The organism is Pseudoalteromonas sp. N1230-9 (assembly GCF_032716425.1).
GTDB lineage: Bacteria > Pseudomonadota > Gammaproteobacteria > Enterobacterales > Alteromonadaceae > Pseudoalteromonas.
The window spans coordinates 771,838-784,926 of the sequence record NZ_CP090419.1; the positions used below are offsets into that span (position 1 = coordinate 771,838).

14 protein-coding genes are annotated in these 13,089 nt (G+C 41.5%); 10 read left to right on the plus strand and 4 right to left on the minus strand.

Translation table 11 applies throughout. From position 1 onward, the window contains the following. Positions 1–36: 36 nt before the first annotated feature. On the plus strand, positions 37–1,038 hold the full coding sequence (locus LY624_RS03675) for a fatty acid desaturase (protein WP_130150788.1): 1,002 nt from the start codon (positions 37–39) through the stop codon (positions 1,036–1,038). Position 1,039: 1 nt separating this feature from the next. Further along, positions 1,040–1,450 carry a GFA family protein gene (locus LY624_RS03680; RefSeq protein WP_130150789.1) on the plus strand — a complete coding sequence of 137 codons (411 nt, stop codon included), beginning with the start codon at positions 1,040–1,042 and terminating at the stop codon, positions 1,448–1,450. Positions 1,451–1,464: 14 nt separating this feature from the next. Here LY624_RS03680 and LY624_RS03685 read toward each other — a convergent pair whose 3' ends face one another. Then, positions 1,465–2,610 (minus strand): MFS transporter, encoded by a 1,146-nt coding sequence (locus tag LY624_RS03685; protein WP_240701235.1) that lies wholly within the window; start codon positions 2,608–2,610, stop codon positions 1,465–1,467. 135 nt (positions 2,611–2,745) lie between these two features. Beyond that, positions 2,746–4,806, minus strand: coding sequence for a TonB-dependent receptor (locus LY624_RS03690; RefSeq protein ID WP_130150791.1), 2,061 nt, complete (start codon positions 4,804–4,806; stop codon positions 2,746–2,748). Positions 4,807–5,109: 303 nt separating this feature from the next. Here LY624_RS03690 and LY624_RS03695 point away from each other — a divergent pair, with 303 nt between their 5' ends. The 3 genes from LY624_RS03695 to LY624_RS03705 all read left to right on the plus strand — a co-directional run bounded on the left by LY624_RS03695 (position 5,110) and on the right by LY624_RS03705 (position 7,059). Further along, positions 5,110–5,547, plus strand: a complete 438-nt coding sequence (locus tag LY624_RS03695) for a hypothetical protein (RefSeq protein WP_130150792.1) — start codon at positions 5,110–5,112, stop codon at positions 5,545–5,547. Between the two features lie 100 nt (positions 5,548–5,647). Then, positions 5,648–5,968 carry a hypothetical protein gene (locus tag LY624_RS03700; protein WP_341803888.1) on the plus strand — a complete coding sequence of 107 codons (321 nt, stop codon included), beginning with the start codon at positions 5,648–5,650 and terminating at the stop codon, positions 5,966–5,968. A gap of 17 nt (positions 5,969–5,985) precedes the next feature. Next, positions 5,986–7,059 carry an endonuclease/exonuclease/phosphatase family protein gene (locus LY624_RS03705; protein ID WP_130150794.1) on the plus strand — a complete coding sequence of 358 codons (1,074 nt, stop codon included), beginning with the start codon at positions 5,986–5,988 and terminating at the stop codon, positions 7,057–7,059. A gap of 50 nt (positions 7,060–7,109) precedes the next feature. Here the strand turns inward: LY624_RS03705 and LY624_RS03710 are convergent, their stop codons facing one another. Beyond that, positions 7,110–8,486, minus strand: a complete 1,377-nt coding sequence (locus LY624_RS03710; RefSeq protein ID WP_130150795.1) for an NAD-dependent succinate-semialdehyde dehydrogenase — start codon at positions 8,484–8,486, stop codon at positions 7,110–7,112. A 165-nt stretch (positions 8,487–8,651) separates the two neighbouring features. On the opposite strand from LY624_RS03710, the gene LY624_RS03715 reads away from it, so the two are divergent. The 3 genes from LY624_RS03715 to LY624_RS03725 are packed head-to-tail and all read left to right on the plus strand — an operon-like array spanning position 8,652 to position 10,802. Continuing rightward, positions 8,652–9,689 (plus strand): NAD(P)H-dependent flavin oxidoreductase, encoded by a 1,038-nt coding sequence (locus tag LY624_RS03715; protein ID WP_130150796.1) that lies wholly within the window; start codon positions 8,652–8,654, stop codon positions 9,687–9,689. Continuing rightward, on the plus strand, positions 9,677–10,252 hold the full coding sequence (locus LY624_RS03720) for a Crp/Fnr family transcriptional regulator (RefSeq protein ID WP_240701236.1): 576 nt from the start codon (positions 9,677–9,679) through the stop codon (positions 10,250–10,252). Before LY624_RS03715 ends, LY624_RS03720 begins: the two co-directional genes overlap by 13 nt. A gap of 49 nt (positions 10,253–10,301) precedes the next feature. Further along, positions 10,302–10,802, plus strand: a complete 501-nt coding sequence (locus tag LY624_RS03725; protein WP_130150798.1) for a YgjV family protein — start codon at positions 10,302–10,304, stop codon at positions 10,800–10,802. A 16-nt stretch (positions 10,803–10,818) separates the two neighbouring features. Here the strand turns inward: LY624_RS03725 and LY624_RS03730 are convergent, their stop codons facing one another. Beyond that, on the minus strand, positions 10,819–11,331 hold the full coding sequence (locus LY624_RS03730) for an NUDIX hydrolase (RefSeq protein ID WP_130150799.1): 513 nt from the start codon (positions 11,329–11,331) through the stop codon (positions 10,819–10,821). A gap of 184 nt (positions 11,332–11,515) precedes the next feature. Here LY624_RS03730 and LY624_RS03735 point away from each other — a divergent pair, with 184 nt between their 5' ends. After that, positions 11,516–12,859 (plus strand): sigma-54-dependent transcriptional regulator, encoded by a 1,344-nt coding sequence (locus LY624_RS03735; RefSeq protein ID WP_130150800.1) that lies wholly within the window; start codon positions 11,516–11,518, stop codon positions 12,857–12,859. A gap of 10 nt (positions 12,860–12,869) precedes the next feature. Next, the gene (locus LY624_RS03740) at positions 12,870–13,079 is read left to right on the plus strand and encodes a histidine kinase (RefSeq protein WP_130150801.1); all 210 of its coding nucleotides are present in this window, start codon (positions 12,870–12,872) and stop codon (positions 13,077–13,079) included. Positions 13,080–13,089 lie beyond the last annotated feature (10 nt).

The window sequence follows — 13,089 nt, forward strand, 5'->3', positions numbered from 1 at the left end:
TATGATTTTGCCATTACGAAAAGAGCACATTGATGTATGTCAAAATTAACCGCAAAGCAAAACATTCAAGCGATTGTTGCTGCTATAAAAGTTGAAGAGCAGCAACTTAGAGCACGGTATCCAGTGTTGCAAAAGCAAAATGGCATTGCGCTAGGTATTTTATTTTTATCATTATCTGCTCTAGTTGGTGTTGCGCTACTTTATTATTACGCATTCATTCCCGCTTGGTTATGCATTATTTTAGCTGCTTTTATAACCTCAATATCCCATGAACTTGAGCACGATCTCATTCATAAGCAATACTTTAGCAAACAGCCGCTTATACATAATTTTATGATGTTAACAGTGTGGCTAATGCGCCCAAATACAGTAAACCCTTGGTATCGGCGTAAAATTCACTTACACCATCACAAAGTTTCAGGAACCGAGCAAGATTTAGAAGAGCGTCTTGTTGGCAATGGTATCAAAAACCCCTTTTTAAGAGCGGTTGTAATCAGTGACGGGCTACTTGGTTTGCTTATTAATAGTCAACGCTTTAGTAAAGAAATTAGAGGCTTTAAGTTTTTGCGAGTATTTAATGCTGGTTTTCCAATCGCAACGGCATACTTTGCTATTTTATATGGCCTGATTGGTTATTATGGTGTGCAGTTTGTTAGCCCTTTTGCCTTACCAACATGGGGCGCTCACTTGCTTGCTGGTGCTGAATTTCTCATGGTTGTTCTTATATTGCCAAATATCATTCGCTCAATATCACTTAACCTTGTTACCTCTTCTATGCATTACTATGGTGGGGTTAATAATGTACTTGAGCAAACACATGTTATAAGTAGCCGTTGGTTTTTACCTTTTCAATTATTTTGCTTTGACTTTGGGCGCACTCACACTATTCATCATTTTGTGCCCAATCAACCCTTTTATATTCGCCAGTTAATTAGTAAAAAAATACGTCCTGTTATGAAACAGTACGGAGTACGCTTTAATGATTTAAATAGCATCAAGCTGGCTAATCGATATCCAGTAAATAAAGAGGGAGTTTAATATGCACATAACCGGTCGTTGTCATTGCGGTGAAGTTACATACCGTGCTGAAGTTGATGAAAATAAAGTGATTAATTGCCACTGCACTGACTGTCAAATTATCTCGGGTGCGCCTTTTCGTACTGTGGTTGTATCTAAACCTGATGCGGTTACTTTCACAGCAGCTGCACCAAAAGAATATATAAAAGTTGCCGAAAGTGGCAATCAGCGAGCACAAGGGTTTTGTGCTAATTGTGGTACGGCCTTGTACGCTACTTCAGTGGGCGAAGGCGAACGTGTTTATGGCTTACGACTCGGCGCTGTCGAGCAAGCTGATGAGCTTATTCCAAAAGCCCATATTTGGTATCGCTCACACAAGCCTTGGCTAGATAACCTAAGTAATATGAGCGCCTTTGAAACCACACCTAAATAGCTGCGATTTTATTTTTACTGTTGGCCGATAGTGATATTTCGGCCACTTAAATAACCAAACAAAGCACACAACAGACTTGATGCAATACATAGCCAAAGTGCTCCGGCCCAACTATTAAAGTAGCTATGTAGCGCGCCTGCAACAATAGGCCCTGTTGCGGCTAATAAATAACCGATACATTGTGCCATCCCAGAGAGTGCCGCCGCTTGTAGTGCATTGTGCGTGCGTAGGCTGACAAACGATAAACCCAAAATAAAACAGGCACCTGAACAAAAGCCTAAAGTAATAGACCAAAGTAAGGCAAAGCTAGGTGCAGTGAGCAACCCGAATGAGCAAAGTGCGCCTAATAGGGCAAGGCTTAGCGTAAGAATGCGTTGATCTTTTAACTTTGCAAGTAATGGAATAAGTACAATACCTGGCAGCGCAGAAGCAGCTTGGAAAGCGCCTTGTAGTGCGCCAGCATGTTGCGCACTATGGCCACCTTCAACCAGAATGCTCGGTAACCAGCCAAGCATGATATAAGTGAAAAACGAGTTAAAGCCGAGTAAAAGTGTTATTTGCCATGCCAATGACGAATGCCAGACTCTATTTTGTGTCGCATTCGATATTGATGTTTCTTTGGGCATGGTGTGCTGTCTAAGTTGTGGTAACCAAACTAGCACAGCAAGTAAAACTAACAGCGCGTAACTTGCCAGTGCTATCTGCCAGCCTAGTTCTTTATACTCTGCAAGTGGAATGATAAGTGTTGAGTAGCTGCCACCAAATATACCCATTGCCAACACGTAGCTTGATGTCATCACTGCAACTTTATGCGGAAAGTCACGTTTAATCAGGCTTGGCAACAAAACATTACCAATTGCAATACCGACCCCAATCACTGCGGTGCCTATAAACAAAATATTGGCAGAATTTATGATGCGTGACATCACGCCTGCGCCTATCAAGAGCAGGGCAATAAACAGCGACAGCTCAAGGCCACATTTTTTTGCAAGCCCAGCAGCCATCGGAGAAGCAACCGCAAAGGCGATGAGTGGTAATGTAGTCAGCATACCCGCTTGAGAAGCAGTTAAGTGAAACTGCTCAATTATTTGTTCGAGTACGGGAGCAATGCCTGTAATCGGCGCGCGTAGGCAAGCCGCAATCAGAAAAATGCCTAGCACCAATAGCGCTTTGTTAATTAGGTTTTGAGAGGGTGACACGCTGTTTAGTCGATTAGGTAAAAGTTATTACTATCATACCTAATTACTAAACAGCGTGTGTCAACTATGAGACAGCTAACAAAATAATGCGGTTACTTAAAACTGGTAACTTGCTGATAACATTGCATTGCGTGGCCGACCTGGAAAGTAACGGTCACCGCTAAAGGTTGTGTAGTCAGCGCGCTCTGCATAATGTTCATCAGTAAGGTTATTAATTCGCGCAGTCACCGTAAGCTTAGGAGTGAGCTGCCATGCGGCTCTTAAATTAACAAGAGAGTGGCCTTCATAGCTGTGCTGATTTTCGGGGTCTGTAAAGTAGCTGCTAGTGGTATGCAGCTCAAGCCCAATACGTGTCATGTCGTTTGCTTGCCAAAGTAGCTGCAAGTTTGCGATGTTACGTGGTGCGGTATCAATAAGATTGCCATTGATATTAACCCCACCGAGCACTTGATTGTAACTGTAAGTGTGCTTGGCATGGCTCGCGGCAAACTGCATCGATAGGCTTGATGTGATGGCATAGGCAAGTTCAAGCTCAATTCCACGATGTTGAGTTTGACCATCATTGACATAATAAAAATCACTGTCGCGGAAAATTGTGTTCTTTTTGTTCATGGCGTAAATGCTCAATACATAATGCAGCTTTGCTTGTTGGCCTTTTAAACCAAGCTCTAAGTTTTTAGCTATTTCAGACTTAAGATCTGCCACATTTTGTTCGCGTTGCAACTGATAAAGCTCAGCCGCTTGCGGGGCTCGGTAACCTTCAGAAGCATTGGCGTAGAAAAACTGGTTATCAGCATATTGATAGCTCAAGCCAAGCTTCGGTGAAAAGTTAGTAAAGCGATTAACATCACTTGCAGGGCGAGAGTAGCGACACCCGCCCATTGTGCACTGTGTTCCGTCTTCTTTAGTACGTCCAGCGAGCATTTGATTTTGATAATCATAGCGCATACGTTCGTATCTACCGCCAAGGCTAATGAGTAAGTCATTCAATTGCCAGTCAAGGTTAATGAAGGGCGCCAATAAGGTACTTGTTACTTGATAATCGTAATGTTTTCCTTGAGGGACTGTAGCAACTAAGAATGCTGAGCCTTCAGTTGGACTATCTTGATATTGTAAAAAATCAGCATCAGTAAGCTCACCATCAAAACCCATAGTTAAATGACTTGAATCACTTAACTTATGTTGCCAACTTGATTGCAAGCCAACACCTTGCTGGGCATTTTCTTCAAGCGGTGTACCAGGTAAAAAGTGTTTAAAAAAGGTCATGCTTTGGTCACGAATATAAGGTGTAAACGTAAAGGTATTAATCTCATCCCTAGACCAATTTATTTTTGACCATATACGTAAAGAACGTGCTTTACGAAAGGCATCAGGGTTTGGGTTTGATTGCGCAATATCCTCATCCTTATAGCTTTCAAAGCCCTCAATATAACCTGCTGTTTGTTGATCTAAGTAGGTGTACGTCAAGCCACTATTAACTGTTAAGTTTGCACCATCGAAACGGTGGCGTAATGATACTTTTTCTTGGTCAACCCCTTCGTCATCTCGATAGCCAGTATCGCGAGTAATACTGGCATTGATGCCAAAACCTTGTTGACCAAAATCATGGCCAGAACCTAGTTTGTAACGAGTGTAGCCAAACGAGCCGTAATCAAAACCAAATCGGTTATGGTCGTAGGTCGAATCAGGGGTGATCACGTTGATCACCCCATGCACTGCATTTGAGCCATAAAGCGCAGAACCTGGGCCCTTTAGTACTTCAATACGCTCGGCCATTTCTGTGTGTGCTTCGAATAACTCGTTAATGTTACAAAAACCTGCAGCACGCAGCGGTATGCCATCTTCAGCTGTGAGTAAGCCGCCGCATGCACCAGCACCAGAAAAAACAGGCGAACGTAAAGCGGGTAAATACTCTTGGCCATTGCCGTGTTGAAGATTTGCACCAGCAACTTGCTTAAGGGCTTGTTCAATATGGGTTGGCGCAATGAGTGCTAATTGTTGCTTTGAAATATTACTCACAACAACGGGCAGAGGATCGGCAAGCACCTCTGTGCGAGAGGCAGTTGTCGTAATATGCTCAAGTTCAGTTGTCGCTGCATATGACTGTAAACTTAAAAGTTGTAAGCCAGTGAGTGCTGGGAGGAATAATAATTTCATGAACGCCTTTAGGTTAATTACAACAAAAAATAGAGGGTAACTGCTTTTTGAAGTAGGTAAAAGTATTCGAGGTTAATGGCCTTACTTAAGTAATGTTCCTGCGATTGCTATGAAAGAGATGTTTGATTTAAAAAGAGCAACAATAAGTATCAGAGCGCAGTTTAAGTTTAAAGAAGTGTAAATGTTGGTTTTTTAACGTGTTGATATGTAAGTAATAAGGTTTTTTAATTGTAATCCTTCATCTATGATTCAGTCGCAAACGTTAGGCTTTTGTAACAAGAGCAAACGTAGAGGGTCTCTATTATGAACAAAATAATTACTATCTCTTTGGCTGTGTTAGGTTTGAGTTTAATACCTGCAGAAGCAAGTGCTAGGCATGATCGTGATCATGATAGATATGAGCACAAACACGAACGTAAAAAGCATCATAAACATAAAAAACACTATAAGTATAAAAAACATCATAAGCATCATGAACATTACGATAGATATGATCGCTATAGTTATCGTGACTTACCGCCTGGTCTTTATAAGAAAGTAGGGCATGGTGGTCGTTTACCGCCGGGTTGGTATAAACGCTACCATCATGGTGATATTTTAGACCGTGATATTTATCGTCATGGCCGAGTAATCAAACGCCGTGATAGAAATGGCATCATTGCAATAGAAATTGACGATCGCCTTATTCATCTTGTTCACGATACGCGTGAAATTCTATCCATTGTTTCGCGCCACCGTTAATTATGTTTAAAGCCGCTTATGCGGCTTTTTTTATGAAATTTCACTGCGTGTTCAGCATTCATTGCTAGGCTTAAGAAGGTTAACTAAAAGGAGCATTCATATGAGAACGCTATTAATGGTTTTTGCTGTGGGTTTAGCTGTTATCGCCACTGGTGTGCAGGCTAAAGACAAAGATAAAGAGAAAAATAAGGGAAAGAGCTTACCACCTGGCTTGGAAAAGAAAGTTGCTAGCGGTGGAGAGCTCCCACCAGGTTGGCAGAAAAAATACCGTAAAGGAGATATCCTAGATCGTGATATTTATCGCCATGGGAAGGTCATTAAGTCTCGCGACAGAGATGGTCTTATTTCTATCCAAGAGGATGGGACAGTGGTACGCTTAGTTGAAGATACGCGAGAAATCATTTCTATTTTGAGCAGATAACTAAACGTGGGAGCAGTATGATTTATGTTTTAATCGGTGTATTGACGCTATTACTTATCATCACCTTATTACCTATGTCATATTGCCAGCATTATTTGGTGCGAAGCTGTGACTTTGTTAGGTTACAAGTGTTTTATTTGGCGGCATTTTGCTGCGCAGCTTCAAGCTACTTAGTTATATCTCAATCGTCGTTTTTATCACTTAGCTGTGTATTCTTAAGCATTATTATTTTGCTACTACAAGGGAAGTGGATTTACCCTTATACACCATTTGCTAAGCAGGAGGTATTAGCCAGTTCCAAGGATGCTGAACACAGCATTCGTATTATGTCGGCTAATGTACTGATGTCTAATGAGCGCTATGAAGCGCTCATTTCATTAGTTAATAAGCACCAACCCGACCTACTTATTACGCTCGAATCAGACATCATTTGGCAGCAGCAATTAAAAGGACTTGAGAGCGATTACCCGCACCGAATATATTGCCCTAAAGATAATCGTTACGGAATGCATTTATACAGTAAATATAAAATAAAACGCTATCAGATTTGTGAGTTGATTGAAGATGATATTCCCTCAATTCATATTTTATTTGAAGACGCTGATGGCGTTGAAATGCAAGGGCACTTTATTCACCCTGCACCACCTAGTCCAACCGAAGAAGACAGCTCTCGCACTCGCGATACTGAACTTATTATTCTTGCCAAAGCACTCAAAAAGCTACGCCGTCCTTGCATTGTCGCCGGTGATTTAAATGATGTGGCATGGTCTCGTACAACGCGATTATTTATGAAGATTTCTGGCTTTTTAGACCCACGTAAAGGGCGCGGTTTCTTTAATACTTTTCATGCTGAATATTTCTTTATGCGCTGGCCGCTCGACCATTTATTTCACAGTAATGACTTTACGGTAAAACGCATTGAGCGATTGGCTAAGTATGGTTCAGATCACTTTGCTTTACTTACTGAGCTGGTTTATAAACCCAATGCGTGTAATCAAAAACAAACCGAGCGAATAGATGAAGATGTGGCAGTTGAGGAATTAAAAATGCCCAGTGCATCGAAGCACCAAGTTCCCATGTTCGATGATTAAAGCACTACTAATAGTAAGTAAAAGAAAAGGGCTCAATTGAGCCCTTGTTGTTATTCATTGACCATAACGGTTTTTATATTCACAAATTCGCGTAATCCAAAACCGCCATGCTCACGGCCATAACCGCTATCTTTTACGCCACCGAAAGGCAGATTTGGTTGCGCCAAGCCATAGCCATTGATATTGACCATGCCTGTATCAAAGTGGTGTTTGGCAAGTTCAATAGCCTGCTTTTCATTTTTCGAGAAAATACCACCGCCTAGACCATAGCGGGAGTCGTTTGCAATGCGCATAGCATCGTCGTTATCTTTGGCTTTGATAAGAGATGCAACAGGGCCAAACAGTTCGTCATCATACGCTGGCATGCCAGGCTTAATATTTTCAAGTAAGGTTGCAGGATAATAAAAACCTTCACGTTCGGGGATTTCACCTCCCACCACTGCATCAGCACCCGCTTCAATAGACTCTTTGACTTGCTGATGTAGCTTGTCGCGCAAGTCTTCACGAGCCATTGGACCTAAATCGCTATCATTTTCATTAGGATCGCCCATTTTTGTATTTTCAAATTGCTTTTTGATCATTGCTTTAAAATCACTATAAAGCGCATCGACAACCACAAAGCGTTTTGCAGACACACAGGTTTGCCCGTTATTTATTAGACGACCTTGTGTACATGCGCTGATAGCGGTTTCAAGATCAGCATCATCCAGTACAACGTACGCATCGTTACTGCCAAGTTCGAGGACGGTTTTCTTCACATATTTCCCTGCGCGTTCAGCAACCTTTTTACCAGTGCCATCACTGCCTGTGAACGTAACGCCACGAATCGCTTTGTGTTCTATTAATTCACTGGCCGTTTTGCCATCGATTAAAAGATTTTTAAAGCAATAGTCTGGGAAGCCTGCTTGTGCAAATAGCTGTTCAATTTTTTCAGCCATGCCAAATACATTACCTGCATGCTTTAATACCGTCGTATTGCCCGCCATAATATTTGCACAGGCATAACGAATAACTTGATAAAGTGGGAAGTTCCAAGGTTGAATACCCAAAATAACGCCTATTGGCTGATAGGTAACGATTGCATGGCCGCCTTGCATATCACGCTTTTCATCTGCTAGTACTTTTGGGCCCTGTTCAGCGGTATAGCGACAGATAGCAGCGCATAGCTCAACTTCTTGTAAACCTTGCTGATAAAGCTTGCCCATTTCATCTGTCATAAGCTGTGCAATATCTTGCTTATTCGACTCAATAATACTGGCTAGCTTATTGAGATGCTCTGCGCGTTTAGTTAATGATGTTTCACGCCACGCTTTAAATGCTTCATGGCATTTATCTACTTCTGCTTGCGCCTTTTCTAAAGACAAGAGAGTATATGTTTCGAGAGGTTGCTCTGTAGTCGGATTGATTGTGGTTACAGTGTCAGTCATCATTATCTCCTTACAAAAAATGTAAAGGGTAACCTGCAAGGCGAACACCACTTTTATATTTATTTATCTGTTTGTTTTTTATGGCTTATTTTTATATTTATTCAAGTGCTCATAAGCAGGTTATGTAAAAACTGCAAACAGATGCAAAACTTACAAGGATAGGCAATGAAAAAATCATACTTCGATACAGAATTGGCGATTATTCAAGCCCCCATGGCTGGAGTACAAAATGCAAGGTTAGCAGAGGCTGTTTGCCAAGCGGGTGGGTTGGGGTCTTTACCTTGTGCAATGTTATCTAAAGAGCAATTGGTAAGTGAGCTTGAGTATTTAAGTAATGCCAATGACAAGCCTTACAATTTAAACTTCTTTTGTCACCATACTCCAACTTATACAAAACAGCAGCAAGCTGCTTGGCATACCTTACTTTCTCCTTACCTAGAGGAGTTTGATGTTGATACATCGGCACTTTCAACCGTTGCCTCACGCCAGCCAATTAATCAAGACATTATTGATGTGATAGCACCTTATAAGCCGCCAGTGATCAGCTTTCATTTTGGCTTACCTGAAGCAGCCATTATTTCGCAAATTAAAAAGTGGGGTGGCAAGGTGATTTCATCTGCAACTACACTAGCAGAAGCTAAATGGTTAGTTGAGAGTGGGGCAGATGCTGTAATAGCACAAGGGCTTGAGGCTGGTGGTCATCGAGGTCATTTTTTATCGATGGATTTATCATTGCAACTGACCACCAAAGAGTTGGTTCGTACTTGTGTCGAACTTGATATCCCAACAATTGCAGCGGGGGGCATTGCAACGCCAGAGGATGTGAGTTTCTATCAAAAGTTAGGTGTGATTGCAGTTCAAGTGGGGAGTGCTTATTTACTGACAGAAGAGGCAACAACAAGCTCGTTACACCGCCAAGCATTAATGTCTCAGCAAGTAGGCAGCACTGAACTTACGACTTTATTTTCAGGACGTGCAGCACGCGGGATAACGAATAGAGTGATGGAAGAGTTAGGCGCAATTCCTCAACATGTACCTCCTTTTCCTTATGCATCGATCGCAATCACGGCATTACGAACTCATGCAGAAGCAAACAATGATAGTGGTTTTTCGCCCCTTTGGTGCGGAGAAAAATTTATTAACCGTGATGGGGTGAGCGCAGCAAAGATCACTCAGTTGCTAATGCAAGGATGGCAAGATTGACGGATACGCAGTTACTTGAACTGGGAGATAGCTACCAGCAACTTGCAGAGCAATTAAAGCACCAGTTAGCGGGGAGCTATCCAATCAAGCGTTATGTGCGTGATGACGTGCTTTTAAGGCAAGGAGCGCTGCAAACTCATGGTTATCTTATTTTATCGGGTGTACTCGGAGCACTCCATGCGAGTGAAAATGGTGGGCAAAAGTGCAAAGAGTTTTACTTTCAAGATGAATTTGCCTTGCTCTATGGTAATTGGTTAACACACACGCCAGCTCTTTATCAGCTTAAAGTCATTCGTGACGCTAAAGTAATAAAAGTACCGCTTACATTACTTGAGCAGCCTTTGAATCAAATGATGAAGCAGCAACTTGTTACCCAGCAGTTGCTATTCAAAGAAGCAAAGGAAGCCTTTTTATTACTTAACTCCCCACAGCAACGTTATGAATATTTACTTGCTAAAAAGCCCCATTGGTTGGCTCAGTTGAGCTTAACAGAAGTTGCAATGTATATTGGTATTTCCGCTATTTCATTATCACGAATTCGTAAGCGTCTTAACTTAAGTTAAGGCGCGATAGAGTGCGGCGCATTACACTGCTGTTTTTTCAGGAGTTGTCATGTTTATTTTGTCGCAATGTTTGGTTGCTGTTGCTACTTTACTCGATTTAGCCTCGTTCCAGTTTAAATCTCGTCAGATTATTTTAATGTGTTTGTTTAGCTCGGTTTTGCTAACGTCGATACATTTTTTGTTGCTTGATAATTTAAGCGCAGCGGCACTAATGCTGATAGCTGCTCTACGCTACGGCTACTGCATTTTTGCTCGAAAGCAGTGGGTAATGTATGGCTTTATGGGTTTAAGTGTTTTTGCAGTGCTTATTACATGGCAAAGTTGGTTCAGTTTTATTGCTCTGACTGCGACCTTGGTTCAAACATATGCCTCATTTCAGAGCAAAGATCTATTACTTCGTTGCTTGATGGTTGTGGGGACTGTTTGTTGGATCACGCACAACTTACTTATTTTTTCGCCTGTTGCGGTGGTCATGGAAACCGTTTTCCTGTTGAGTAATCTTCTGGGATTATGGCGTTTTTATGTTAATCCAAAAACAGTAACGCCATAACATAATGTATTCATTTTTATATAGTTTTAGCGATGAGTTTGAGTAGAAAAGTTTCTCGCTGAATCGACAAACCTTGCTTCTCGCTCATTGCCATTGTGGTTTCGTTGTGAGCAATTGCACTATGGATATTTACCCATTTGGGTTGCATGCCATTTTGTATTTCGTAGTGCTCCATTTTTGGCAGAGCCAACTGCTCATCGATGTCGCAATAGTAGCAGTAGGATTTAATGTGTATACACTCAAAGTCATCTTTATACCAAGGCCTTAATTCTTCATAGAGGCCAAGTGGTTTTTTAATTTTAATATTTTGCGCCCCCGTTTCTTCTTGCAGCTCGCGTATTAATCCTTCTTCAACACTTTCACCTGTGTCAATTCCGCCGCCAGGCAAGCTATAGTCATCATAACGAGCAGTATAAAGTAGGAGGATTTTTTCACCTTTTAAAATAATCGCACGGGCGGTTTCACGGGTAAACTGACTTTTGTTTTCGTCATTAATGCTAGGGTGGGTAACTTTTCTTAATAGTTTCATAGTATACAGCTTGGCTTAATCTATAGATCTGCATCATACAGGGTTATGAAAGTTTAATTAAACTTACCCTAAAGTGGTACTTGTAGGGTAATATAGTTTAAAAGTATTGGTTTGTAGTTCGGCGCAGATAGTTTTCATTTCCAAATAAATGCGTAGAATGGTTGAAAAAGCTTAGGGAATTAATATGTTAAACGTACTTTTAGTTGATGATGATAGTGAGTTTAGTGAAGTTGTATGTCATATAGTCGAGTTCCTAGGTCATAATATAAACACAGCCGCAAATCTTGCAGAAGCAGAACAGTGGTTTAAGAACAATACATTTGATCATGTCTTTTTAGACTTTATGCTACCAGATGGCAGCGGCTTACATTTACTTGAGCATCTTAAACTAATTGGTCAATCTCCTCGCGTTACTTTAATTTCGGGTCATCCGTCAGTGAAAGGTAAGCTCGCAGAAATGTGTGAGCCTAATGTGGGACACCTTGTAAAACCACTCCAACGCGAAGATATTGAACGGGTTTTAAATCCTAAAAAAGCCAATACTAAGAAAAAAGCAACACCGAGTATTAAGCGTCATTTTGGCACCCTAATTGGCGAGTCAGAGGTTATGCAAAAGCTTTACACTATGATTGAGCGGGTTGCGGCAACATCGGCTAACGTTATGCTAATGGGTGAAAGTGGTGCTGGTAAGGAAGTGGTTGCACAAGCAATTCACAACGCCACGCAGTGCGATGGTCCTTTGGTTGCGACTAACTGTGGTGCATTCTCGAAAGAACTGATTGGTAGTGAGTTATTCGGTCACGAAAAAGGGGCGTTTACGGGAGCTGTCGCTCGTAAAGAAGGGGTGTTTGAGCAAGCCGCAGGGGGCACGTTATTTTTAGATGAAGTAACAGAAATGCCTATTGATATGCAGCCAAACTTATTACGTGTACTTGAAAGTAAAAGGGTTACGCGTGTTGGTGGCACGAAAGAGCAAGCGGTAAACTGCCGTGTTATTTCAGCAACCAATAGAACGTTAACTGACCTTGCACAAAATAACGTGATCCGCGAAGATATTTATTTTCGTTTGGCGGTTTTTCCAATTGATATTCCCCCACTGCGCGAGCGAAAAGAAGATATTCCATTGCTCGCAGAGGCATTTTTAGATCAACTAAATGACGAAAATGGAACCAGCTTTAAATGGCAAGCAAGTCAGATAAAGGTACTTGAAGGGCATGACTGGCCTGGTAATGTACGAGAATTGCGCCATGCTATCCACCGTGCATTTATTATGAGTGATCCAAAAGGAAGCACTATTACCTTGCCAGACTCGCTAGAGTCACCATTTTCGCGGGTAAACAAAGAGACTCAATCAAATAATCAAGTGCTGGCAGGGCAAACGATTGAAGAAGTTGAAAAAGAGTTGATCCATGCAACTTTAGATAAAGTACAAGGTAACAAGACAATTGCCGCCCAGATGTTGGGGATCAGCACAAAAACACTGTATAACCGTTTGAATGCATACGGCGGTATTGGAGAATACAAATAAAAGGATAGCTATGAATAATAACGAGTCTTTACGTCAGTTGGTGCATGATGCGCGTGCACCTTTAAACCGTATTTCGATGAATGCAGAGTTAGTTAAGCTCGTATTAGAAAATGATATGCCGAAAGATAAAGCACTCGCGGCCCTTGATAAAATAATTATTAATTGCCAGCAATGTAGCGAGCAACTACAAAAAATAAGTGACACTCACTCCGATGAGTAAGCAGCATAGA

What these genes read in the sequence shown, in the direction of transcription:
- LY624_RS03675 (WP_130150788.1), top strand. Translation starts at nt 37, where the DNA reads ATGTCAAAATTAACCGCAAAGCAAAACATTCAAGCGATTGTTGCTGCT.
- LY624_RS03680 (WP_130150789.1), top strand. Translation starts at nt 1,040, where the DNA reads ATGCACATAACCGGTCGTTGTCATTGCGGTGAAGTTACATACCGTGCT.
- LY624_RS03690 (WP_130150791.1), bottom strand. Translation starts at nt 4,806, where the DNA reads ATGAAATTATTATTCCTCCCAGCACTCACTGGCTTACAACTTTTAAGT.
- LY624_RS03695 (WP_130150792.1), top strand. Translation starts at nt 5,110, where the DNA reads ATGAACAAAATAATTACTATCTCTTTGGCTGTGTTAGGTTTGAGTTTA.
- LY624_RS03700 (WP_341803888.1), top strand. Translation starts at nt 5,648, where the DNA reads ATGAGAACGCTATTAATGGTTTTTGCTGTGGGTTTAGCTGTTATCGCC.
- LY624_RS03705 (WP_130150794.1), top strand. Translation starts at nt 5,986, where the DNA reads ATGATTTATGTTTTAATCGGTGTATTGACGCTATTACTTATCATCACC.
- LY624_RS03710 (WP_130150795.1), bottom strand. Translation starts at nt 8,486, where the DNA reads ATGACTGACACTGTAACCACAATCAATCCGACTACAGAGCAACCTCTC.
- LY624_RS03715 (WP_130150796.1), top strand. Translation starts at nt 8,652, where the DNA reads ATGAAAAAATCATACTTCGATACAGAATTGGCGATTATTCAAGCCCCC.
- LY624_RS03720 (WP_240701236.1), top strand. Translation starts at nt 9,677, where the DNA reads ATGGCAAGATTGACGGATACGCAGTTACTTGAACTGGGAGATAGCTAC.
- LY624_RS03725 (WP_130150798.1), top strand. Translation starts at nt 10,302, where the DNA reads ATGTTTATTTTGTCGCAATGTTTGGTTGCTGTTGCTACTTTACTCGAT.
- LY624_RS03730 (WP_130150799.1), bottom strand. Translation starts at nt 11,331, where the DNA reads ATGAAACTATTAAGAAAAGTTACCCACCCTAGCATTAATGACGAAAAC.
- LY624_RS03735 (WP_130150800.1), top strand. Translation starts at nt 11,516, where the DNA reads ATGTTAAACGTACTTTTAGTTGATGATGATAGTGAGTTTAGTGAAGTT.
- LY624_RS03740 (WP_130150801.1), top strand. Translation starts at nt 12,870, where the DNA reads ATGAATAATAACGAGTCTTTACGTCAGTTGGTGCATGATGCGCGTGCA.